24 protein-coding genes and 1 pseudogene are annotated in these 22,747 nt (G+C 62.2%); 8 read left to right on the top strand and 17 right to left on the bottom strand.

What is annotated here, in order from left to right; genetic code table 11:
- Positions 1-105 precede the first annotated feature (105 nt).
- Complete coding sequence (locus tag HPT29_RS18525; protein ID WP_173947959.1) at positions 106-2,505, top strand: heavy metal translocating P-type ATPase; 2,400 nt, start codon at positions 106-108, stop codon at positions 2,503-2,505.
- A gap of 248 nt (positions 2,506-2,753) precedes the next feature.
- On the opposite strand, the gene HPT29_RS18530 is transcribed toward HPT29_RS18525, so the two are convergent.
- The 12 genes from HPT29_RS18530 to HPT29_RS18585 form a co-directional block, all read right to left on the bottom strand.
- A complete protein-coding gene (locus tag HPT29_RS18530) occupies positions 2,754-2,936 on the bottom strand; it encodes a hypothetical protein (protein WP_173947960.1) in 183 nt (60 codons plus the stop codon).
- Positions 2,937-3,211: 275 nt separating this feature from the next.
- Positions 3,212-3,661 (bottom strand): hypothetical protein, encoded by a 450-nt coding sequence (locus HPT29_RS18535; RefSeq protein WP_173947961.1) that lies wholly within the window; start codon positions 3,659-3,661, stop codon positions 3,212-3,214.
- Between the two features lie 224 nt (positions 3,662-3,885).
- Positions 3,886-5,904 carry a hypothetical protein gene (locus HPT29_RS18540; RefSeq protein WP_173947962.1) on the bottom strand — a complete coding sequence of 673 codons (2,019 nt, stop codon included), beginning with the start codon at positions 5,902-5,904 and terminating at the stop codon, positions 3,886-3,888.
- A 973-nt stretch (positions 5,905-6,877) separates the two neighbouring features.
- Positions 6,878-7,243, bottom strand: coding sequence for a hypothetical protein (locus tag HPT29_RS18545; protein WP_173947963.1), 366 nt, complete (start codon positions 7,241-7,243; stop codon positions 6,878-6,880).
- Between the two features lie 257 nt (positions 7,244-7,500).
- Positions 7,501-7,947, bottom strand: coding sequence for a hypothetical protein (locus HPT29_RS18550; protein ID WP_173947964.1), 447 nt, complete (start codon positions 7,945-7,947; stop codon positions 7,501-7,503).
- Complete coding sequence (locus tag HPT29_RS18555) at positions 7,940-8,215, bottom strand: hypothetical protein (RefSeq protein ID WP_173947965.1); 276 nt, start codon at positions 8,213-8,215, stop codon at positions 7,940-7,942. The genes HPT29_RS18550 and HPT29_RS18555 overlap by 8 nt, the downstream gene beginning before the upstream one ends.
- Positions 8,212-8,583: a hypothetical protein gene (locus tag HPT29_RS18560; RefSeq protein WP_173947966.1), complete on the bottom strand. Its 372-nt coding sequence runs from the start codon at positions 8,581-8,583 to the stop codon at positions 8,212-8,214. Before HPT29_RS18560 ends, HPT29_RS18555 begins: the two co-directional genes overlap by 4 nt.
- Complete coding sequence (locus tag HPT29_RS18565) at positions 8,580-8,819, bottom strand: hypothetical protein (RefSeq protein WP_173947967.1); 240 nt, start codon at positions 8,817-8,819, stop codon at positions 8,580-8,582. The genes HPT29_RS18560 and HPT29_RS18565 overlap by 4 nt, the downstream gene beginning before the upstream one ends.
- A 12-nt stretch (positions 8,820-8,831) precedes the next feature.
- Positions 8,832-10,463: an AAA family ATPase gene (locus tag HPT29_RS18570; protein ID WP_173947968.1), complete on the bottom strand. Its 1,632-nt coding sequence runs from the start codon at positions 10,461-10,463 to the stop codon at positions 8,832-8,834.
- A gap of 102 nt (positions 10,464-10,565) precedes the next feature.
- Positions 10,566-10,940, bottom strand: coding sequence for a hypothetical protein (locus tag HPT29_RS18575; protein WP_173947969.1), 375 nt, complete (start codon positions 10,938-10,940; stop codon positions 10,566-10,568).
- Between the two features lie 65 nt (positions 10,941-11,005).
- Positions 11,006-11,857 (bottom strand): DNA adenine methylase, encoded by an 852-nt coding sequence (locus tag HPT29_RS18580; protein WP_173947970.1) that lies wholly within the window; start codon positions 11,855-11,857, stop codon positions 11,006-11,008.
- A gap of 321 nt (positions 11,858-12,178) precedes the next feature.
- Positions 12,179-12,781, bottom strand: a complete 603-nt coding sequence (locus HPT29_RS18585) for a hypothetical protein (RefSeq protein WP_173947971.1) — start codon at positions 12,779-12,781, stop codon at positions 12,179-12,181.
- Positions 12,782-13,241: 460 nt separating this feature from the next.
- Here HPT29_RS18585 and HPT29_RS18590 point away from each other — a divergent pair, with 460 nt between their 5' ends.
- The 3 genes from HPT29_RS18590 (at position 13,242) to HPT29_RS18600 (ending at position 15,687) form a co-directional block, all read left to right on the top strand.
- Positions 13,242-13,517 carry a hypothetical protein gene (locus HPT29_RS18590; protein WP_173947972.1) on the top strand — a complete coding sequence of 92 codons (276 nt, stop codon included), beginning with the start codon at positions 13,242-13,244 and terminating at the stop codon, positions 13,515-13,517.
- Between the two features lie 422 nt (positions 13,518-13,939).
- Positions 13,940-14,125: a hypothetical protein gene (locus HPT29_RS18595; protein ID WP_173947973.1), complete on the top strand. Its 186-nt coding sequence runs from the start codon at positions 13,940-13,942 to the stop codon at positions 14,123-14,125.
- Between the two features lie 1,157 nt (positions 14,126-15,282).
- A complete protein-coding gene (locus HPT29_RS18600) occupies positions 15,283-15,687 on the top strand; it encodes a hypothetical protein (protein WP_173947974.1) in 405 nt (134 codons plus the stop codon).
- A gap of 284 nt (positions 15,688-15,971) precedes the next feature.
- Here HPT29_RS18600 and HPT29_RS18605 read toward each other — a convergent pair whose 3' ends face one another.
- Positions 15,972-16,310, bottom strand: a complete 339-nt coding sequence (locus HPT29_RS18605) for a hypothetical protein (protein WP_173947975.1) — start codon at positions 16,308-16,310, stop codon at positions 15,972-15,974.
- Between the two features lie 155 nt (positions 16,311-16,465).
- On the opposite strand from HPT29_RS18605, the gene HPT29_RS28880 reads away from it, so the two are divergent.
- A complete protein-coding gene (locus HPT29_RS28880; protein WP_173947976.1) occupies positions 16,466-16,675 on the top strand; it encodes a helix-turn-helix domain-containing protein in 210 nt (69 codons plus the stop codon).
- Between the two features lie 3 nt (positions 16,676-16,678).
- Here HPT29_RS28880 and HPT29_RS18610 read toward each other — a convergent pair whose 3' ends face one another.
- Positions 16,679-16,822 carry a hypothetical protein gene (locus HPT29_RS18610; protein ID WP_259060159.1) on the bottom strand — a complete coding sequence of 48 codons (144 nt, stop codon included), beginning with the start codon at positions 16,820-16,822 and terminating at the stop codon, positions 16,679-16,681.
- Here HPT29_RS18610 and HPT29_RS28885 point away from each other — a divergent pair.
- Positions 16,790-17,338, top strand: coding sequence for a winged helix-turn-helix domain-containing protein (locus HPT29_RS28885; RefSeq protein WP_432807262.1), 549 nt, complete (start codon positions 16,790-16,792; stop codon positions 17,336-17,338). The genes HPT29_RS18610 and HPT29_RS28885 overlap by 33 nt on opposite strands.
- On the opposite strand, the pseudogene HPT29_RS18620 reads toward HPT29_RS28885, so the two are convergent.
- Positions 17,262-17,482, bottom strand: a pseudogene (locus HPT29_RS18620) (IS6 family transposase); the annotation flags it as partial. The gene HPT29_RS28885 and the pseudogene HPT29_RS18620 sit on opposite strands and share 77 nt — an antisense overlap.
- Positions 17,483-17,783: 301 nt before the next feature.
- Between HPT29_RS18620 and HPT29_RS28890 the strand changes: the two are divergent.
- Complete coding sequence (locus HPT29_RS28890; protein WP_173947978.1) at positions 17,784-18,227, top strand: PilZ domain-containing protein; 444 nt, start codon at positions 17,784-17,786, stop codon at positions 18,225-18,227.
- 100 nt (positions 18,228-18,327) lie between these two features.
- On the opposite strand, the gene HPT29_RS18625 is transcribed toward HPT29_RS28890, so the two are convergent.
- Together HPT29_RS18625 and HPT29_RS18630 are read right to left on the bottom strand one after the other, a co-directional pair.
- Complete coding sequence (locus HPT29_RS18625) at positions 18,328-18,849, bottom strand: tetratricopeptide repeat protein (RefSeq protein ID WP_259060160.1); 522 nt, start codon at positions 18,847-18,849, stop codon at positions 18,328-18,330.
- 602 nt (positions 18,850-19,451) lie between these two features.
- Positions 19,452-20,981: a type II and III secretion system protein family protein gene (locus tag HPT29_RS18630; RefSeq protein ID WP_173947979.1), complete on the bottom strand. Its 1,530-nt coding sequence runs from the start codon at positions 20,979-20,981 to the stop codon at positions 19,452-19,454.
- A 498-nt stretch (positions 20,982-21,479) separates the two neighbouring features.
- Here HPT29_RS18630 and HPT29_RS18635 point away from each other — a divergent pair, with 498 nt between their 5' ends.
- Positions 21,480-22,154: a LuxR C-terminal-related transcriptional regulator gene (locus HPT29_RS18635; RefSeq protein WP_173948003.1), complete on the top strand. Its 675-nt coding sequence runs from the start codon at positions 21,480-21,482 to the stop codon at positions 22,152-22,154.
- The last annotated feature ends 593 nt before the right edge of the window (positions 22,155-22,747 follow it).

Consider the following 22,747-nt stretch of genomic DNA (forward strand, 5'->3'; position numbering starts at 1 on the left):
GTCGACGCCCCGTGCGCGGGTGCGCGTAAGCCGAGCTCCGACCCTTGACCTTGCCATCATGGAAAGGCCGAGCATTCATTCCTGCATAGGAACGCGAGGTGAGCCATGACCGGGGATCGTACCGTCGAAGGACATTTACACGAGGGACATGAGCATCATCATGCCCATCACGGGCATGGTCACGGGCATCATCCTGAACCCGAAGCCGATGCCGGGAAGGTGAAGGATCCGGTCTGCGGGATGATGGTCGATCCGCACACCACCACCCACCGGGCCCAGTACGAGGGCAAGCCGTACTATTTCTGCTCATCCGGTTGCCAATCGAAGTTCATGGCGGAGCCTGCGAAGTACGTCCAGCCGACGGCGTCCCGGAAGGCCGAGCCCGTGCCCGAGGGCACGATCTATACCTGCCCGATGCATCCCGAGATCCGCCAGGTCGGCCCGGGCTCCTGCCCGATCTGCGGCATGGCCCTGGAGCCGGTACTCGTGAGCGCCGAGGCGACGCCGAACGCCGAGCTCATCGACATGAAGCGCCGGTTCTGGATCGGCCTCGCCCTGACCCTACCCGTGTTCGCGCTGGAGATGGGGGCGCATCTCACCGGGCTCGACCATCTGATCCCGCGCGCGACCTCCAACTGGATCCAGCTCGCCCTCGCGACGCCCGTCGTGCTCTGGGCCGGCTGGCCCTTCTTCGAGCGCGGCTGGGCCTCGATCAGGAACCGCAGCCTCAACATGTTCACGCTGATCGCCATGGGCACCGGGGTCGCCTGGCTCTACAGCGTGGTCGCGACGCTCGCGCCCGGCATCTTCCCGGCGGCGTTTCGCGGCCACGACGGCTCGGTCGCGGTGTACTTCGAGGCTGCGGCGGTGATCACGGTGCTGGTGCTCCTCGGGCAGGTGCTCGAACTGCGCGCCCGCGAGAGCACCAGCGGCGCCATCCGGGCCCTGCTCGACCTGGCGCCCAAGACCGCACGGCTCATCCGGGACGACGGCAGCGAGGAGGAGGTTCAGCTCGACACCGTGCAGGTCGGCAACCGCCTGCGGGTGCGTCCCGGCGAGAAGGTGCCAGTCGACGGCATCGTCGTCGAGGGGCGCAGTTCCGTCGATGAGTCGATGGTCACGGGCGAGTCGATGCCGGTTACCAAGGAGGTTGGCGCTAAGGCCATCGGCGGCACCATGAACCAGTCCGGCGGCCTCGTCATCGAGGCCGAGAAAGTCGGCCGGGACACGATGCTGTCGCAGATCGTCCAGCTCGTGGCCCAGGCCCAGCGCAGCCGCGCCCCGATCCAGCGACTGGCCGACCAGGTCTCCGGCTACTTCGTGCCGGCGGTCATCGCTGTGGCGCTGCTGGCCTTCGCGGCGTGGGGGATCTGGGGGCCGGAGCCCCGGCTCGCCTTCGGCCTGGTCGCGGCGGTGTCGGTGCTGATCATCGCCTGCCCCTGCGCCCTCGGCCTCGCCACGCCGATGTCGATCATGGTCGGCGTCGGCCGCGGCGCCGGAGCCGGCGTGCTGATCAAGAACGCCGAGGCGCTGGAGCACATGGAAAAGGTCGACACGCTGGTCGTCGACAAGACCGGCACGCTCACCGAGGGCAAGCCGGCGGTGACGGCCATCGTGCCGGCGGAAGGGTTCACCGAGACCGGGGTCCTGCGCCTCGCCGCCAGCGTCGAACGTCCGAGCGAGCATCCGCTCGCCATCGCCATCGTCGCGGCCGCGGAAGGCAAGGGCGTGGCAACCGCACCCGTGAGCGGGTTCGACTCGCCCACCGGCAAGGGCGCGCTCGGCACCGTCGAGGGCCGGACCGTCGTGCTCGGCAACGCCAGGTTCCTGGCCGAGCATGGCGTCGACGTGGCCCCGCTCGCCAAGGCGGCCGACGACCTTCGCCGTGACGGGGCGACAGCGATCTTCGCCGGCGTCGACGGCCGGCCCGCCGGCATCCTGGCCATCGCCGACCCGGTGAAGGCGACGACCCCTGAGGCCTTGGCCGCCCTGAAGGAGGAAGGGATCCGGGTCGTGATGCTGACCGGCGACAACCGCACGACCGCCGAGGCGGTGGGGCGCCAGCTGCGGATTGACGAAGTGGAGGCGGAGGTGTTGCCGGAGCAGAAGAGCGCCGTGGTCGAGAAGTTCAAGCGCGAGGGCCGCGTGGTGGCGATGGCGGGCGACGGCGTCAACGACGCGCCGGCGCTGGCAGCGGCGGATGTCGGCATCGCGATGGGCACCGGCACCGACGTGGCGATGGAGAGTGCGGGCGTTACCCTTCTGAAGGGCGATCTCACCGGCATCGTGCGCGCCCGGCGGCTGTCGCAGGCGACCATGCGCAATATCCGCCAGAACCTGTTCTTCGCCTTCATCTACAACGCCCTCGGCGTGCCGGTGGCGGCGGGCGTGCTATACCCGTTCTTCGGCATCCTGCTTTCGCCGATCATCGCGGCCGCGGCGATGGCGCTGTCGTCGGTAAGCGTGATCGGCAACGCGATCCGGCTGCGGACGGTCCGGCTGTGACCATCGCCAAGCAACCCCGGGCATGTTGCGCGAGATCAATGCGAGGAGACCTCTGGACTGAAGATTTATCTTGGCTTTCTGAAGACACGTCCACGGCAACCTTGCCCTGGTCGAGGGGCGTCCCCCCGTTACTCCTATTGATTGTCACGTTTTTCCATGGACGACACGTCCACGGCTCCGGCGCGAAATTCGGACGTGTCCCGAGGGGAAAGTAACGCTTTCCCAAGAACGGCATGTCGCCTCGTTCGTCAGAACATTCCCTCGTACGAGAGCTCGCCCTCCGGCAGCGGGAAGATCTCGCCATCACTCAGGTTCGAGGGCATGTAGCCGTCGCCGGGTTCCTCGTCCATGGCCGGCATGGGCGCTGCCTTCGGGGAGGCCTTCGCCCTCTTTGCGTGCTTCGCCTTCGAGACCTTCACGCCCTCCGCCACGGCGGGCCCCTCGCGCTGCACGGCCGGGTTGGTGTTGCTGTGCCAGAGGGCGTCGGCCTTGACCGGATCGATGATCCCGTCAAGCAGGACCGCCGCGGCGCGGCGATGCGCCTGCTCTCGATGGCCTTCTTCACCGCATTGCCCGAGACGCGGCGCCTTGCGCCGTATGCCCTCTGGGAGAGACCATGGCCCATGGTCACCCGGCCTTACGACGGCATTTGTGGGGACTCGGGATGAAACGGACTATCCCGCCTCGATGGGCGGGAGACCGGGACTCAGACATCCTCGGTCTCAAGGGCCCAGGACAGATCGTCGAGCATGCGCTGGACGGCGTCCGGGCCCGGATCGGGATCTGGATAGGCCTCTGGATCGTCCTCGGGCTCATCCATGGCCTCCTGGGCGGGCTGGGGCTGGGAACGGCCCTGAGCACCGTAGAGGGGCACCAGGCGGGCCACCATCGCGGCATCGCAGCCCCCCTTGTCGAGCCCGCGCTCCGAGAACTCCCTCCTGGCCACCTTCAGGATGTCCTGGATGCTCACGACGGCCTTGAGGACGTCCTCGGGCCGGAGGTCCCGGTGCCCCAGGGTGATGCTGACGACCTCAGCGAGGGCATTGACGAGGGCGCGGTCGAGCACGCCCGGGGTGGGGGCGCCGGCGTCCTTGAGCGCCTTGCGTTCCTGCCTCTTGCGCTCGCGGTCACTCTTCTTGCGCTCGGACGATGTCACAGGGGGCCTCCTGGAGTGTTCCCCATTGTCCCCCTCGGGCTGGAAAGGAACAACGGGATCAGGAGGTCGGCGCTGGAAAGGGAAACCCCGCCTCCGAGACATCGAGGGCGGGGCTCGCATGTTGAGTGAGGTGCAAACAACAAGGTCACAGCGTATGACAGCCTTAAGGTAACGTGGCCCCATGCCTATGACAACCTCGACGCGAGGGTCGTACGGGCCTCAGGTCAAGACTTCTTGGCCCACAGCCAGCGCTCGCGCTCCTCCTTCGTCCGCTTGCGGTAGGTTGGTCGGACGGACGTGAGCCCTGCCGCGCAGAAGGCCCGCTGGCGGTCGAGGATGAGCTGCAGCTCGGGCGACGGCGTGCCCTTGGGCTCCGGGGGCTCGGGGACGTAGACGAAGTCCGGATCCAGGGGGATGTCGTCGTCCAGGGCCTCGGCCTTGGAGGCAGGGGCGGAGGAGACGGGCTTGATCGGACAGGCCGGCAGGCCCCTAAGGCGGCCCTGGGAGGCACCTTTCGGGGAGACCTGCGACAGTCCCCGATCCTCGACGGTGGAGGTCTCCACGACAGGCCCAGGGGCCTCCAGGAGCTTCGCTTGGGAGCAAGTGTGCGAGGTCTCCTCCTTTACAGCAGCAGGCGAGACCGGGAGAAGGAGAGAAAGGGGAAGCCGGGAGAAGGAAGAGGGGGGAAGGGTTTGGAACGGATTTTCCCTCGAACTCGTTGAAGAGGCGTCACTTTTCTTGTCGAACGTTTCAATGTTCGCGGGAGCCTGCTCTGGGGTGATCACCGGGCATGCGCCATCGAAGTGTCTGGACCACGCAGTGGCCATGAGCGCCCGGACCTCGGCCTCGTCGGCGACCCGGCACAGGTAGGAATCGTGGACAGGCAGGATGGGCAGGTCGCGCTTGGCGCACTGCGCCAGCACCCACGCGGTCATCTGGCCGTCGAGGTACATCAGGTCGATCCCCTTGTCCTGATAGAGGTCGGCCAGGATGGGGGCATACGCCCGCTCCATCGCCTTCAGGATGGCCCAGGTCGCCTTGCGGTCGTGGCGCCAGGGGTACTTGTTGTCGTCGGCCTTGGCCAGCAGGGCCTCGACGGCCTCCTGACGGCTGCTCGACGAGATCATGACCACCAGGGCCGATTTCGCGTCGTCCCTGACGGGCACGCCGGGCACCGTGTAGCAGTCGGCCGGGATGGCGAGGCCGCGCAGGGTGTAGAGCATCGAGGGGTGCAGGGCCCGGTAATCCAGCTCAATCACCGCCTGGCCGTCGATGCGGAGCTGCGCCCGCAGGGTCTTCGGCAGGCCTTGGCCCCACCAATAGAACCGGCCACCCTTGGTCCAGCGGCCGCGGCTGAAGGACCTGAAGATGGTTACGGTCGGGGTCGGGCACAGCACCTGCAGGTGGGTCCTGCCGTCCTTGCCCTGGTGCGGGATCTCGATGCGGGTGCGGTTGCAGTCGGCGTCCTGCGTCATGAGCTCGACGTCGTGGCGGCACATGAGTTGGTTGTAGCGGCGGGCCGGCTCGGCCAGGCGGCGCACGTAGTCGGTCTCGCGGAAGGCGTTCACGGCCTTGCCGTCGGCGTCCTTCATGCGCAGGACGTTGTCCCCGGCTTCGTGGTGGAAGCGGGTCACCGACCGGAACGCGGCCAACAAGGCCGGGGTGGCGCGGTAGCGGCTCTGGCGCCCGCGCATCTTCTTGCCCTGTGGGGTGGTCCATTCCTCGAAATGGGAGGTCTCGGCGTTGGCGCGGTCCTCCTCGATCAGGCCGCGGCCCACGAGATCGGCCAGGACGACCATCATGCGGCTATACGTGACCCAGCGCGGGACCTTCCCCTTCAAGCACGTGTACTTGGTCTCGTTGCGGGAGATGCTGACCCACACCCGCGGCTCGATGTCGGCCGCGCGCACGAGTTCGGTGGCCACGCCGTTCATCAGGGCGTTGTAGTTGGCGTCGCCCGTCGGCAGGGCCCCGGCGGCGGGCAGGAGCTGCTCGTCGGCGCGCCAATGGTACGTCAAGGGCCTGTCCCGCAGGTCGGTGAGGCCGATCTCCTCCCCGGCTGGCTCGTCCCGATTGGTCGCCGTCGATGGGCAATCGGGGAGGCCGAGGTCGGGCACCAATGCGGGGCGGGAGGCCGCGGAGGCGACCGTTCCGACGCCCGTGCCGGTGAACGGGACCTCGGGGTCGGGATCTTGCATGTACTGGTCGAGCGGCGGCTCGGCCGTATCGAAGGCCTGTGTCATTGCGCTGTCCTTTGCGCGGACAGGGCACCTCTACCCGTCCGCGTGGACGAGTGTGGCCGCATCGGACGGGTATTACAAGCTGCTCCAAGCTAAAAATGTCAGTCAGTTCAATGGTTTACGCGGAATGCGCGGCCAGAGCGATCCCGGGTTGGGGCGCAAGCCCGAAACGGGCCACTGGAAGGCGCCAGGAGGCCCCGTGCAGCCCCCAGTTACGCCAGGACGCCTCCGGGCCCGTCCCGCACCCGAGACCCGTTCAAATAGCGCTCCAGGGGCTCGCGGGAGCGGACGCGGGGGCCCGGACCTCGTCGTTTTCTGGACGGGATCGCCGATCCTTGAGTGCCGACCGGCCGAACCGTCATCCAGGCCTGAAACCCGGACCATGCGCCCATGGCACGGCCCATCTCGGCCCGTCGGCATCCCATGGGCCGAGATGGGCTCCATGGCGTGATTTCAATGACTTAGCAGGCCAGCCGGCCGAGGTCCTCGCACCCATGGCGGGTCCCATCCCGGCCCCATGGAGGCCCCATGGCGGCCCATCATCGGTCCATTGCGCCGATGATGGGCCGCGCCTTCCCGAAGATTCACCCATCCTGCCCGAGATCGCCAAGGCCTTGCGCGCAGGCACATACGTCGGACGCGTCCTCACCTACGGACGCAGTGACATGAGGCCGCCCTGGGGCGTCCCGCTGCGGGGTCTCTGATGCATGTCGACCAGCTCGTCTACAAGCGGCCGACGCCCGAGAAGGTCGCGTTCATCGTCGATGGGTACGGCTGGCAGGAGGCCGTGGAGCATTAGTGGTCGATCAACAAGCGCGCGCTCAGTGAGATCCTGTCGCGACATAGAAGGGGGATCGCGCAGCGCTCCAGCCGCAAGGGACGCATCCCGAAGTCCCAACGAAGCTGACATCATCACCAACGATTTAACCAACGACGCGTTGGTCTATTCGTTGGTGATGATGCAGGATTGGTTGGTCTAATCACCGGTGCCCAAGTTGTAGGTGCCGCTGCCGCACAACATCGTGCCCCAGATCACGCTCTCCTGATTGACGAAGAAACCATCCAAGTTCTTCACGTCGGCCCGGAGGCCGCTCTCGGACTTCCGGGCGATACCCGTTCCTCGCTGTGTAAGCCAAGCACCATTCGCGGGATCATGTGCCGTGCATGACGCATCCACGCGCCAAGCCTTCCCGGATCGGGTGAATTTCACTGACGAGTTGTAGCTGATCCCATCGCGCACCTCCTGAACACTGAGCGACCACGGCGACCAGCCCGGCCCGTCCCACGCCTGCGCGGCGGATGCCGAGATCGATAACAAAGTCATGAGAATGGCGGCGCGCATGACGATTTCCTGTTGTCGCTTTCGTGTGCGCCCGACGTGTGGCAGACGTGCGCCCCACGTCTGCCACATCACCAGAAGAGCGGTGCGGCGCAAGCGCTTGTGATGATCGCGAGCACTAAGACGAAGAGCGTCGGCGCAGCCTCACGGACGAGCGGCGGGTTGTCGATTCATTTTACGAGGGACATGGCGGCCTCCACGTTGGGACGCCATGGTTATGAGTCTGGACGCGTCCGCATTGCCAGCGGACGCGTCCGCAGCTACGACCGCGGCGACGTGTCCTCGTCCTCGACGGGCGGCAGGCCGCCATCGGGCCCGAGCTCCGGGAAGTAGTTGCGCGGCGTCCCGGGCTGCGGCAGGTCGCTGACCGGGACGAGCGAGCCCGGAGCCGGGGGGCCCAGGGCGGCCTCGGCGATCTCCTGCGCGCTCTTGCGCACGAACTTCGCGCCGAGCCGGTAATACTCGCGGCGGGTCCGCAGCCAGGTCTCATCCCCCGCCATCCGCAGCACGGGGGTGGTCTGCAGCACCGTGCCGTCGGCGATCTGGTGATGGTACGAGACCCGGCCGACGACGACCACGGCGCCGCGGCGCCAAGTGGGAAACCAATCGTGCAAGATCGGCGCCCGCATCAGGTCGACGTCGAACGGGATCCAGCCGGCGACGAGGCGGTCCCAGGCCTCCGGGCTCATGCGTGTGTTCTCAGGCATCGTAGCCTCCATTCCGAGGGGCCCCGAGCCGGTAGCCGCCCTGATAACCAATTGCCCAGCCCTCGCTCTCGTCGAGGGCTTGGATCACGCCAGTCGTGAGCTGGGCGCCGTCTGGGAAACGAGGGTCCTTGCTGTTGAGGACCACGCCGCGCAGGTGGAGGTCCTCGCCCTCGGCCAGGATCTCCCAGTCATTGAGGATCGGCGCTTCGGCCATCATTCTGGCCGGAGGCCTCCAATCCGGATCGAGGGGATAGCGCTCGTACCTCATGCGTCATTCTCCAGCTGCGACATGTCTCGAACAAGGGCCCAGGCTTTGCCGTCGGGCGCGAAGACTACGAGGTCGGCCTGGTGGATGGGCAGGAACCCTGGGCGGGCGGTGAAGGCCCCGCAGACGAACGGGCTGTACCCGATCTGCACGAAGGCCTCCAAGATCGGCGGGGGCGTGATCAGGCGGCCTTGGACCCATGCGTGAACGGACCTTTGCCCCCGCGCGATGCAGCGCTGCCTCTCGGCCTCGCGCACGACCATCCGGCATCCGGCCAGGGCGACGACCGGCAGGTGATCGGCGACCCGCCCATCGACGCGCAAGCTCCAGCGTCGGAGCCGTGTATGCCAATACACATCGGCCCGGGTCACAGGTGCCTCCGCATGTTCTTGAGAACCTGCAGCAAATGCCAGGCTTCCAGGACTTGCGTCGCCGTTGCCCGCGGGTGCTCGATGATGAGCCATAGGGTCTCGACGAGGGCGTCCAAGTGGTCGGCGCCCAGGGTCTCGTAGAAGCCCTGGGCGGCCTCGGCCGGGCGTGGGTCGTGCTCCTTGAACGAGGCGCCAAGATCCAGCGCGGCCACGATGGCCGTCGAGAGATTGCTCATCCCGGGCCACCATCAATGCGCCAAGCGGGGGCTGCTGCGCAAAGTGACGATCTGCTCGACCGCGCGGGCGAGAGGACGGATCGAACCACCCCGCCAGGCGCGCTTGAGAACGTCCCTCTCGGACGGATCAAGGTCCGCGATGAAGCGGGGATCGAGGCCGCTCTCCTGGCGCAGACTGTCCAGGAGGCCTCGCACGATGACATCGAGGTCCTCACGCCGGGGATCAGGGATCGGAATGACCGTGAAACGATCCAACAGCGGCCCACGCAGGGGCTCGACGGAGTTCGCCGTCGCGAAGAACGACACCAGGGAAAGATCGACATCCGTCTCCAGGCAGACATCGAAATGCTTGCCCTTCATGGAAGGCTCGATCATGCCAAGGAGGCCGTCTCTCACGCTGCCGTTGTGCCCGCCGTGTGTGCTCTTCTCCAGCTCGTCAAGGCCGACAAGGACGGTCGCGGTGGATGACTTGAACATCAACTGAGCCGGAACACTTGGCCTGTGCGTGGAGAATTGGCGGCTGGTGCCTGCGAACCCATTGTCCATGACCCCGCCGCAGGCAAAAACCGTCACCGGCACGCCCATCGCTTCGCCGACGGCGCGCATCAACGCGGTCTTGCCGCAGCCCTGGCTGCCAAGGAGCAGCACGGGGTTCCGGAACGCCGCATGGCGCTGCCCGACGAGCATGCCGCAGAGGCGCCGGATGGCGGCCTCAGCCCAGGGATACCGGACGACCAGCCGATCGGCCATGGCGGACGCGTCCGGGGCCGGCACGCACCGCAGCGGCACGTTAGAATGGCGCTCGTGCTGCTGGCGCGGGCTGTCGCGATGGCTTGACAGGTGGTTGAGCGAGCCCAGGACGATGCGACCAGGCGGCGGCTCCTCGACCTCAGGCTCGGGCATGATGTCCTCCAGGACAATCTGGTAGACATCCGTCTGGACCGCGCCCGCCGGGTTGCTCAGCAGCTCCTTCAGGACCTCTCCCTGCGCCTCGCGCTTGCGGCGGGCTTCCGCGCCCTCATTCCGCACCCGAGCTCGCAGGAGGTCGTACGCCAGCAGCCCGGCCTCCGCGTCTTCCAACAGCGCTGCTGCATGCGCCCGCTCGCGAACACCCCCACCGTCTATGTAGTACGGCGTCGGATTGCGGATCGCGTCGAGCATCGTCGCCCGGCACAACGCCCGGGTCAGCTCGTCAGTCGCCGTCTTCGACATCGCGTACGCGATCCGGGCGACGTGCCACGCCGCAAGCTCGTCACCGTCGCACCAGGCGAAGAGCATGAGACGTTGGTACGCCTCCCGCACTAGGTCGACCCCGGAGGCGGGAAACTCCGCGAAATCCATGTGGCAGATGTGCTCCGCCTCGCGCGCCGCATCCTTCGCGGTGGCAGCCGTGGGGTTGTCATGGAAGGCCTGCAGCCGGTGGGCGAGGACGCCGAACGGCACGCCGTAGGTCGTGAACCGCGGGATAGCCATCTTGCACCACGCCTGGGCGTCCAGCTCAGGGGAATGGTCCATCCACGCGGCCCCGCAATACAGGTCTTCGGTGCGCGTGGGCTGGCTGAATTGGCGGGTGCAGCGTTCGGTGAATGCAGCTTGGCGCTGGCGCAGGCGCGCGACGCGGCCCCTCTTCGGGTCGTCTGTCATGTTTCGGTCTCTCTTTGCCAACGCGCTCTACGGCCTACGCCGATGATTGCGCGAACGAGGACCCTACACCGAAAAGGTTAATTTTGGTTAAAGATTAAGACATCAATCCTTCGATACCTGTGGAGCTGTCTCCGGCTCGGGCCGGAGCGAGGCGGCGAGGTCGCGGGCGTAGGCAGCGACGACGACAGGCGACACACCCCTTGCCACGACCTCATCGACGAGCTCGTTCAGCCGCGGCCAGAACGCGGTCTCGGCGAGGCTGTCGCGCTGCTCCTGGATTTCCCGGATGACGCCCTCGGGCACGCGCTGCTCGCCGACGGACCACCGATGTGCCGTCCGGTGCGCGACGCGCGCGAATGTGGCAAGCCGGTTGACCCAGCTCGGCCCGAAGACGCCCTCGCACAGTCGCTGGAACGCTTCGAGCTCGTCCGGAGGGACGGCGGTGTATCGAATCTTGTCTTGGGGCTGCTCGGTCATGGACCCAGGAATGCGACGGCCCAGGCAAAAAAGAAAGCCCCGGCTTGGGCCAGGGCTTCTCGTGGTCAGGCCGGGAAGAGCTCCATCTGCCTTCTTGACTTGTCGATCTCAGCGGCGGCTCTGGGCGAGATCCAGAGGACCTCCTCGCGTATGTTCCGGGCGTGGTCGCTGGTTTCCTGGGTAACCCGGCGCCATCCGACCAGGGTTTCGTCATAGAGCGGATGGCTGTAGCCCGACAGAACGGCCATGCCCTTGATGGTGAGCAGGCAATCGAGCAGCCGCTTGTGGTCGGCTTGGTCCATCTCGTGGGCATACCCGCGGTGCGCCGCCTTCCTGGTTTCAGGCACGTACGGCGGGTCAACATAGAAGCATGCATCCCTGCGATCATGGCGCATAATCGTGCTGATCGCCGCATCATGCTCGATGATCACACCCTGGAGCCTGGACGTCATGTTGGCGATCACCTTCGGGAACGTCGACCAGTCAAATGCGGGGGAGTTCCGGGAGTTGCCAGTATAGCGCCGGAAACCAGTGCCGACTTTACCCTTCCGCACGTCAGGCGAGTGCTGCAGCGCCTGCCTCACGATGAGCCTTCGCGCCCGCTCTACTGGGTCCAGACCTTCAGCTGACTTTCGGGCGCGCCGGAACTCGGCGGCACTGAACGGGGTCAGAGTGCAAAGCATCTGCAGCATGCCGGCCTGCACAGGGTCGCGGACGATTGCGTACAGGTTTAGGAGCTCGTCATCAAGGTCGCCGAGGACCTCAATCTTTGAGCGCGCTTTGCGCATGAGCACGCTGGCGGAGCCACCGAAGGGCTCGCAGTAGAGATCGTGCGGTGGCAGGTTGGCGATGACCCAAGGGGCGAGCCGCCACTTAGACCCCATCCACCTGAGCAGCGGGCGAGTGGGTCCGGTCATGAATTGTTCTCAGTGCCAGAGTGCCGGTCCTGCTCAACTGCGAACATCGCGTAGAGCGTGTACGACAGCGCTTCGCACTCATTGGCGCGAAGCTGGTACTCGGACACTTGCCTCTCCAGCATCTCCGCGAGCACTCCCCACACCCACGATGGGACCGTGCGCTCGCCTGACGCCCACCTTTGAACCAGACGGGGGTCCAGGCTATTGCGCTCGCCGAGCGGATGGCGGGGCCCCAGGAGACGGGCTAGAGGCCGCTGCCACTCGGGACCAAGAAGCAGTTGGCCCGCGCGGGCCAGAGTCTCATTGTCCATGTCGGTTCTTTCAGCGCTTAGGCTCAAAGTACTTGCGCGCAGCCGCTGTCGCAGCGTTGAACGCAGTGATCGCCTCGTTCACAGGCCAAGGCAGAATCTGCCCGTCCTGGTAGCCCGCCTTCTCCACGGCGGCCTTGAGGCCGGCTCGGGCCGCCTCGATGACCGCCAACTTCTTGCGGTAGTTGCGGGCGTGAGCGGAGATGCGGTCGACACGGGTGAAATCATTCAGCAGGTCGCGCCGGTCGGTCCACCACGTCGCGTGTGCCACCCGGTCGTAAAGGAGCTCGCGGTCTTCGTCCGACAATCCAGCAGTGAGCTTCATGCGCAGTTCGGCGGCCCACTGCTTCTGCTTCGAGGTCCCCTTCAGGCCGACTTGGGAGATCCCGCGCTCCGCGTTCCTGATGCGGGTCTTGGCTGCTTTCTGGGCGCCCTCAGAGCGGTTCTCGGCTTTGATGCTTTCGAGCGCTTGGTTGTGGAGGCCCACAATCTCAGAGGTGTCCGGGGCGAAGCCGAACAGGTGCGGGCGCTGGTCGTCGGCGATGTCGCGCATTCGCACGAAGACCGGGTCGGCGTTCTCGCGGTCGAGCCAATTGTCGAGCTTAGGAGTGTCCATTCTGAGTAACGAGGTTTCCCTTCAGCTGTGGCGATCATTGCCGCCCCAAGTCCGCCAATATACGGACAGAACCGCCAAGGTCAATAAATTGTCCGCAAATGGGCGGACAGCAGGCGTGTCTGGATCGCTCCAGGACTTCATTTCACCGTTGCCTTGCCACCCTTGCTACCGATCTGATGTCATTGCCTCCGCTACGATCTCCCCAACGATCTTCCCGGCAGCCGAGGCCACCTCGCTCTGAGCGACGATCTCGATGGGGGCGGTCTCCCTTAGAAACCAGAAAATACCGCATCCACTCGCAACGCTAATGCTGTTGCGGCATCATCGAACCACAAGCTAAGCCCTATAACCGATGGCTTGGGCTAGAAGGTTGCGGTTAACCATCGACCATTTGAACACGTGACCACCCCCTCATCTCAAGCATACTGACTTTTGTTCGACGAATTTGGAGGGAACAGAGATGGGCGAGACAATCCTGTATGAGAGCGGCATTTCCATTACTGTCTACGAGTGGGACGTGGTCACGTCTGACGATATGCCTTGGCGCGCTGACGTCACTGTGTCCGGGGGCATCGGAAAGATAATTGTTGATGGCCTTACGCGTCAGGCTGTTATTGACAAGGGCGAGCTCTTGGGTCTCGACAGGATAGAGTTCGCGAAGCGATGGCCGAAGGGGCGAATTCGGGGTGCGGCAAGGTCAGAGGCAGAGGCCGAAACACAGCTCGACCTGCTCTGAGCCGAGCCGGCCCCTCCCAAAGCAGGCCTATTTCTGCATAGGGAAGCGGAACAGGGAATTGAGACAATTCTGGCAGCGGCTCGCTCCCTAGCGCTGATTGAGAACGTCAGCCACCTATCTCTGACACGAAGTGGCGATGGCCCCTCGTTCGGCCAGTTGCTATGCCGCTGCTCCCGCGCGAACACGGCTCCACAGCGCAGCCCTAGCGAACCAGCACGACTTGGCCCGTCCTGGTCGAGACTGCAGGCGCGTTGCAGCGCTGTAAATTTGCCCCGCTAGAGGACATGGACCTCTTTCGGCCGAGAGACTGTGGTTCTGGTTCGTCCCTTAAAGCGTCAGAGCGCCCTCGCCCATAGGAAGGCTCATTTCTTCGTAGGAACAGAGTGCTTGGATGCGCGTCTGATCTGCAGTGAAAGACGCTCATGAGCCGTGGCAAATTTGGTCGTTTCGAAAATACCTCTTCCCTGCTGGGAGGGTTCCGCTACCGCCCGGACCTCCCGTCAAAGGACGAGGAGCGCGACCTTATAGTGAGGTTTGCCAAACTACCGTTCGAGGCGTTTGAATTCCACGGTTATCGCGGCGAGCAACGAGTGATCTCCTTCGCCTGACAGTACGGTTTCAACAGGATGGAATGGCAGCAAATCGTCTTGTGATCGTTGCCATAGAACGTGATCGGGTTGCCCCGCAAGAGGATCTCCACGCCGCAGTCACCCCTGACCGGTAGCCCGTCGGCGTCAAATGCCGAGAACGGGAACAAGCGGCTCGGGACGCTCTCGGCGTTGGCCCGTTCGGCCTCAAGGCCTTGTCATTTGAACAGCACAATCCTTGAATAGCGCCCGACCCGACGGAACTCAGTGCACCCGAGCATCTCGTTCACCAGCCGCTGCAAGGCGAGAACGCCTCCTCGCTGATGTCGATATCGGTGGCCCCGCAGGAGGCGGAGGCTATGTTGGACGCGATAGTGTGCGTGGGACAGCTGAGTGCCCACCAGCGCACCTCCACCTCGGTCGGCTGGGGGATCGCGAACTCGTCCCACGCCAGGGCGCTCCCGTCCACCAGGCTGGGGCCACACCGCTCGCTGCGGTTCTGCGGGAAGGGACGCTCGAGCCCTTCTCGACGAGCATGCCCGCCAACAGGTCGAAGAGCGTCTCGCCGGCGCGGTGCGGAGGTTCGTCGGCTTCCATCCCTCCGGCCGAAGGGATCAGGCGCTCGAGCCAAGGCTTTGTTCCGCCACGCGGGCAAGCTCTGGTTTCGAGGATGATACCTCAGCTCGGCGCGTCAGTACGGACATCATGGCCGCTGATCACTCTCGTGTGCCCTGCCCGAATCGTTGCGCATGAGCGCGGCGACGCTATCCACCTTAAGGATCCTGCCGGCTATGATCCTATAGCGGCCTCATCAAGTCCGAAGCGCTCACAATCCGACCGATTTTCAGTACAACATGATGCACGCTGACTAGCTTGCTATCGTTCTCGAATACCCCGTGGCCGTTCTTGGCGTAAACACGTTGATAATGAGTGATCCCCTTCACGCGGCAGGCCGTTGTAAGCTATGGACCCAACAGGATTGCACTCGATGATCAGACCGTGCAGCTCGTGTGATCAAGGTCCGCATACGCAATGCACAACTCGTCCCGACACCAAGCATTAACTACGGAGCACATTTTGACCCGAATCTTAACCATGACGTGCTGCGAATGGAGACATCACCGCCCTACTGGTATCAAGAGGAAGGGTTCCAATCGCAAACGATGAAGGATCCCACTATGACCGAGAAGCCCACACACGGCATCGCCCCGAAGGACATGCCGACGTTTGTGCAGTCTGGCTATGCTGTACGGCTCGATGAGCATCCGCTCTACTGTCTTCTGCTTGCAGCGATGGAGCGTAACCCGAAGCAGGAGGGCACGCGCCAGATGCTGCAGGTCATCTATGCCATGATGCTGAGCTCAGCATTCATCGACGGGCTTACGTGGCAGAAGTTCGACCGTTACATCGAAGAACTACTAGAACACTATCTTCAGCTCAACGGGTCGAGCTGGACACTGTTTCGAAATGCTGCCAAGAAGCTGAATGCTGACGCTGAGCGGCATCTCGCGCTTGCACGGGAGCGCCGTGGTCGATCCGAGCGGCGGAGTATGCTAGAAGGCGAGACGATCTACCCAAGCTAATTGCAAGCCTCATCTTCCCCGGTTCCTGACGCATCCCATGAAAGCTTGAACATGGGTTGAAGAATCCTAAAGCCACCGTCACCAAATCTCTCGGATGGCTTCAGCAAAGTCGTCTGAGAGGTGTTTCATGTCGACTCTGAATTTCAGAAGACCCGCGGCAGTGAACGATGGAAGGCGGAAAGCAGCATAGAAAAAGGGCAGGTTGTTCGCACATCGCGCGCAACCCACCTGTACTCGCATGTCAAAGCCGTCAGAACAGCTCGACCAGGTTTCCGGTCGCTGGACTATTCAGATGTGTTGGAGGCTCTGCCAACTTGCAACTCGAAGTCCTCTGGATAGATCATCTGAAATTCCAGCGTGCCTGCGAAACCGTTGACCACATGGCCTTGGTGATCCTCCCAGTCCCGAGGGTCGCCCTTGAATACGGAGACGTAGGCTAGCAGCTCTCCCGCATTGATGACTCGCTTTTCGTGGAGGAAACGAGCGAGGAGCGCGATCGCGTAGCCCGCTGCGTCGCGAGTGTACATTTCGCTGCCATCGAGAAGCGCTTTAGTGAACTCGATCTCCTTTTCGAGCTGATTGATCTTCGTCTCGAGAGCTTCGATCTTACTTACCGGTGACATGCACGTTTCCTGCTTTTGTTTGCCCTTTTCAGGATAGCGATTCGCAAGAAAGCTACCAGCTGAAACAGCTCAAACAAGCTTGAGACAGTCACCGAATGAACTTCACGAAGGTGGTGTAACATAGGGTGGTGTCGATCCTCGTGAGGAGGTGCGCGATGGAAGGCCACGCGTGGCGGCCGGCGCATCTGACGCCGGAGCAGTTGGAGGAGCGCCGGCTGGCGGCCGCGAGGCAGTTGCGCCAAGGGCGGCTCTCCCAAGCTGAGATCGCCCGGCAGCTGGGGGTCAGCCGCGCCAGTGTCTCTCGTTGGGCTGCCACGCTCTCCCAGCAGGGCCGGCGCGGCTTGGCCACGCGCTCCAGGACCTGACGATCACTGCGGTTCGATGAGAAGGCCTGGGCCCGCCTTGGTCGGCTGCTGGATGGAGGCGCGGTAGCGGCGAGCTTTGCCACCGAGCGCTGGACCCTCGGGCGCATTGCCGCCGTGATCGAGCCCGAGCTCGGGGTACGCTATCATCCACACTACCTGGGGCGGCCGCTCAAGACCCATGGCTTCAGTGTGCAGCGCCCGGCGACACGGGCCAAGGAGCGCGACGAACTTATGATCGCGGTCTGGCCCAAGCGCGACCGGGTTGTTGTAAAAAGAAGGCCCAGCGGGAAGGCCGCACGCTCCTTCTTTGGGACGAGACGGGTCACAGCTCCCGGGCACCACCTGGGCGCGGCGTGGGCTGACCTCGGGGCTGAGGCGCCTCAGCAAGCGGCGGGAGGTGTCGAGCATTGTGGCGTTCACCCTGGACGGGCGGCTGTATGCCCGCCATGTCCGCACCAGCGTCACGAGCCCGACCATGATCTCAGCCTTGCGGTACTTCAGGCGCAAAATCGGGACGCCGCTGCTGGTGGTCTGGGATCGGCTCAACGCCCATCGATCACAGGTCACCACCGCCTTCATCGCGGCCCGGAAGACGTCTGCGTATCTGATGGGCAAAGCTTTGGCCGAACTTCAGTGACCATTGCCCGACCGTCTCTTGGCTGACCAGGATACCCCGGGGCCGCGAGCATCTCCTCGATCATGACTGCCTAGGCTAAGCGGAAACAGAAAGTATAACCGGACGGCATGGCTGATCACTTCAGCCGGAAAGCCGTGACGGGCGTCGCTAGGATGACGGACCTTCTTCATCCCCTCTATATGCCTCTATCGGGTCACCCACCAGTTAATCTGACGGTGCCGACATGACTGCACCCACCCGCAAGGCCAAACGCATCAACAATCACATTGCCAAGTGGGCGCCATCCAGACATGACAACACCCTGTGAGTTCGTTGGGTCCGGCAGGGTCGATTTCAGACTACACCACACGGTCGAATTGGTGGAAATCTGCATTAATCGCACTCAGGAGACATGTTTTGTCTAACACCCAATCTTTTAGAGATCTGTCGAATGATGCTACAGATCAGGATGGACGGCGATGGAGGGATCGCGTGGATAGGCGCAACTCAACGCGTAGGCGCTCGCTTTTGAACGGGCGCATAGTTTTTAACAACCGTTGCTCGGTTATCGAATGCACAGTCAGGGATATTTCCGAAACCGGTGCCAAAATCTCATTAGCTCATCCCACTTCGATCCCGATGGAATTTGAACTTGATATACCAAGTAAAGGTCCTCCTGTTCGCGCGCATGTGATGTGGTCCAATGGCAAGGAGTGCGGCGTCCTGTTTGGCAGCAGGGCAGAAACACCCGGCGCTTCGAGAGGGACGGACATAGAGCAAACGTCGCTCGCAAGTGGAAGAATTGAGAATCTCGTTCCACATGGAGTGCAAACAATTCTTAATGAGGCCCGCCAGCGGATCGCTCAACTCTCTGGAGTTCCGGTCGACGCTGTCAATTTAAGGGTTGAGATTTCGGCAACTGCGGGAGATCAGTAAGCGGCGCCGGTTGGGAAACCTCCGCTGCGGCGGCATTCTCAGAAACAATAAGTGCGTCGCTCCCGCTCTCTGCATGTGGAGGATTTAATCTGGCCAGCACTCACGGATTCACTTGGGTGCGTTTCAAAATTGCAATGTTGTTATTGATCGTTTGGTTATTTGGGCTCGATGCCCGTGCCTGCCGAAACAGGATGTCCGCGCGAGCCGCATCGCCTCGCAACAAATAGGAATAGCCGCGGTTGTTCAACAACTGCGGAGTATTCCCCTTGATTTTGACAGCCTGCTCGTAAGCTCGATCCGCGAGGTCAAACCGGCCGAGCTGATCGTAACTCGCGGCGAGCCCTATCCAGGAGTCACCGTCCTGAGGCATCTGCTCGACAGCGGCTTGGAAATATCGCTCGGCAAGCGCATAATTGCCACGCGCAAACTGCTCCCGGCCCAATTGTTGTGGCTGGTCGGTGTCGACGTATTGCTCTTGGCTCACGGCTCTCTCTTTGCCAGCCTGATCCGATCCGTTCATCGATTGACACCCAGCAAGTGCAAGGGCGGCTGCCAACAGGAATATTTTATTATAAAGTAACATTATTGCCCAGCACTCTGGATATCGCGACAGCAGCTTCATGCCCCGTCGGCATCATTATTGTTATGAGTATCAGACCAATTTGGCAGTGGAAGATGCCAAATGGCAACAAGACTAGGGAAACTCCGAACCTCGGACGATTTACGCGAACGATTTGTGGGCCAGCGCTCGTCATGTGACTGCCCGCCGGACACATCCTACCCATCAGGATTGGAACGAACCTAGCACGCGCCGCTTCCGTTCAAAGACTTGCTTTCGCTACCCGCGCTGCTTCCGCCTCCGTTGCCGTTGCCGTTGTTGCTAACTTCAGCCGTCTTTCCACATCGATAGTTCTCGATTGCACGCTGCATCCGCTGCCCGTCAGTCGCAGAATACCGATTCCGAGAATTTGCCGGCCACGGATCGATGACATGGGTCACAACGTTCGTGTGCACCGCATTGCCAGCACTAAACGCGATCGTGTTCTTACGATCGATGTACTCGCCGCATGCACTCAGGCAGTAGTTCGCGATAAGAACGACAAGCACCATGCGAGCAGTCGTTGCACTTCCGATCATTGTATCATTCCCCGTCGCGCTATCGAGCCCACAGAGTTACTCATCTGGCCGGCCATCGGCGCGGTCGAAGTTCCTTTTTCGAATGAACTAGTATTTCGCCGTGACAAGACCAGTCCGAGCTTGTCGGGCAACACTCCGTCGCGCGGCTCCCGCCGGCGCCGTAGTCGGTTCGGACATGATGTGTCCAAACGGTCCCCCGATTGTCGCGCCGTTCGCCATTATCCATTGTTGGGTCGGCGAGGAGGTGGACGGATCGCGCGGCTTTTCGACTTCCGTTTTTCCGTTGATGAACAGATCAAGGTCATTGGAAGGAAGCGTTGAGTCGAGCGGCGTTGCAATCATGTCCCCGGGTTTTGCTGGTCTGACCAGATGCGGAGTTACGATGACCACAAGTTCCGTTTCGCGTGAGAGAAATTCCGTACTGCGAAACAGTGCTCCAAGGACCGGGATCGAACCCAACCATGGGAACTGCTCGATATTCCGTTCGGTAACATTCTGAAGGAGACCCGCCAATGCAAAGCTCTGGCCGTCGCGAAGTTCGACAGTCGTTTTCGCCCGGCGCACGGACAGCCCCGGAATTGAAATGCCGCCAGTGGAAATCGACACCGTGGGGTCCACGTCGCTGACCTCCGGCTCAAGCCTCAGGTTGATCAAGCCGTTAGTCAGGACTGTTGGTGTGAAATTGAGTTTCACACCAAACTCTTTGTAAGTGATCGTGATTGTCGGGACGCCGGATTGGGTGGTGGACGAGACAGGTATTGGTATTTCGCCCCCGGCGCGGAACTCTGCGCTATCGCCCGACATAGCGACCAAGTTGGGCTCGGCGAGCCGGCGGACGAGACCTTTAGATTCAAGGGCGTCGATCGTGACGTCGAGCATTCGCGAGTTGTTGGCAAAACGGGCGAGGATCGTTGCAAAGGGAGCGGTCGAGCCAAGGAGTGTGTCAACGAGAGGAATACCCGCTTCTCGATCGGCCAGATTGCCGCGTCCGATGCGAGCAGCTCGCGTCTGGCCAAGATAGTCTGAGCGGATGCCGAATTCACGGCCGGCGTTGCGATTGACCTCGACGAAACGAACCTTCAACATCACCTGTTGGGGCGAGGCAACTCGGGTTGCATTGATGACGCCACCGGGCGAATTGGCTCTCGCGATCTCCACTGCGCGATCAACTGTCGGCGCATCGACTGCCGTCCCTTCCAGGATGACCTGGTCACCGCTGCTCCGGACACGGATGCCGCTAGCGCCCGTACCGGCGGCAAGTTTCTCGGCGACGCTACCCGTGTCAGGACCGACTTCAACATCCACTACGCCAATGACGCGTTTCGAATTATCAAGTACCGAAACATTCGTCGTACCAGTCTTTTTGCCGAGTATGTACAGGCTCTGGTCGCTCAGAGGAATGACATCTGCAATTTCCGCAGAGCCGACGAGAACGTCGGTAAAGGGATATTCGAGACGAAGCGCCTGGGATTTATTCACGGCTACTCGGACGCGGAGCAGTTTTGCGCGTGGAGCGGTGCTGTTGGCCGCCTGAGCCATCACAGAGGCAATAAAGCGCGTGCCAGGCGCAACAAGCGATATGCCTTCGAATGTAAGCACGGCAATGATGGCCGCCACCACCCTTCTCGACCCTGCCATTCTGCCCCCAAAGCGAAAGCCATTGAATTTCCGTTTACAGGCTCTGTTATGTTCAGAAATGGTTAACGGACGCTTACGGTAAATCCAAGCGCCACCGCAGCCGCCCTAGAACATGTGCCATCATCCAGGAACTCATAATAGAAAACACTTTCCATGGATCAGATCTTCCGGCGCCGGCAGCATAGGTACATATTCAGCTTATCTTTTGTGCTGGCCCCTATGCCTTGCTCTTTAGAAAAGTTTAATCATTCGCAGAACTATAGTACCAAGGAGGCATTTGGAATTGGGTGCAAGGAGGCGGGTTGGTCGCGAACTGTGGCTAAACCTACAGCTCCTCAAGCTGATAAGAAGCAACGTGCCCCATGCGGCACGACTTAACTAAATTGATGTAATGAACGATGTCTTCGCGTTTTGGGGCTTCCAGTGTTAAATGCTTCGTATGTCGCAATCATTGCTGACGCCGACGTCTATTTCCGAATGGCTGTCAGTGCCTTGCTAACGCGTGACTTGGGGTTCTCTGAGGTCATTGAGGTTCGCGCTTTCGACGAAGTGCGGCCGTGTCTTCTCGATCGTCCTGAAGTAAGCTTGTGTCTCTTGGACTTCGCCATCCCTGCCCTGAAAGCGTCCGGCAGCCTACGGACTTTTCGGGCTAGTTTCCCCGCCTCAAAAGTCGTTGTTACATCCGCGACAAGTTCCAGACGTAACATACTTTCAGCGATGGACTCCGGTGTTCATGGATATATTCCAAAGGGGCTCAATCTTGTGCAACTGACTGCGGCGCTCCGTCTCGTCCTTAATGGAGGTATCTATGTGCCCCCATCGCTAGCCGAGATCGAGCCGCAGATTCCCGAGCCGATTGTCAGTCTTAAGGAACTGCCCGCCTTTGCCGACGCAGGCGTGCGAAGCCCGCTGACCGCCCGCCAACTGGACGTTCTCGAGCTTTTGGTTCAAGGAAAACCTAATAAGGAAATCGCTACGGCTCTCAATCTCGGAGAGGGGACTGTCAAAGTACATGTCGCGGCGATCCTCCGTTACTTGGGAGTTCGCAATCGCGTAGCAGCGGCTGCCGCAATCTCCCGTCCGGTTCTACATCATCGACTTCCTGCTTCATGTCGAATTTCTCACTTGGAAATGCCGGCGCGCGTAGAATGAACCAGAAAGGTGGTCTCTGTTAAACCAAGCAGACCTCAATGTTCCCTGTCGGTTCCAACCAACTACTATAATTGGCTGAGCTCCATATGTGTCGTAGCAGGCATTGATTAGGCACCGCCGCTGACCACCGCTTACCGTGTCGATCCTATCGCAATCGCGACAATGCTCTGACGCCGGTGGGCGAAGGCAGACACGATCGACTGGAAAATGCCAAGTCGAGTCTTGCTTGTGCGAAAGCTCAATCAAACGGCCGAGAGCCTCTAGATGACAACACTTTGAGCCGATCCGCGTCATCCGGCGGGTGTTCTCGAAGGAATGCCGGTTATCTTGCGCTGAGCGCCCCCGGTCGCCTAAGGCCATCTTTTTTCAAGAGTCAGCGTTAAATCAAACCCTGCGTGACCTGGCAATGCTCCCCGTTCACGAGAACTAGTCCATTCGACTGAATTGGTTTATGCTAGAATTTAAGTAAATGTACGGTGATGATGCCTGGCTCTGCTTGAGGCGATACTCTGTTTTCCAATACAGGGTCCCTCAAAAACTCGGCTCTAAGACTGTGGATGTCCTATCGACGTTACGACCGGAGCTGTGCCTCG

This window comes from Microvirga terrae, assembly GCF_013307435.2.
In the GTDB taxonomy this organism is placed as follows: Bacteria; Pseudomonadota; Alphaproteobacteria; order Rhizobiales; family Beijerinckiaceae; genus Microvirga; species Microvirga terrae.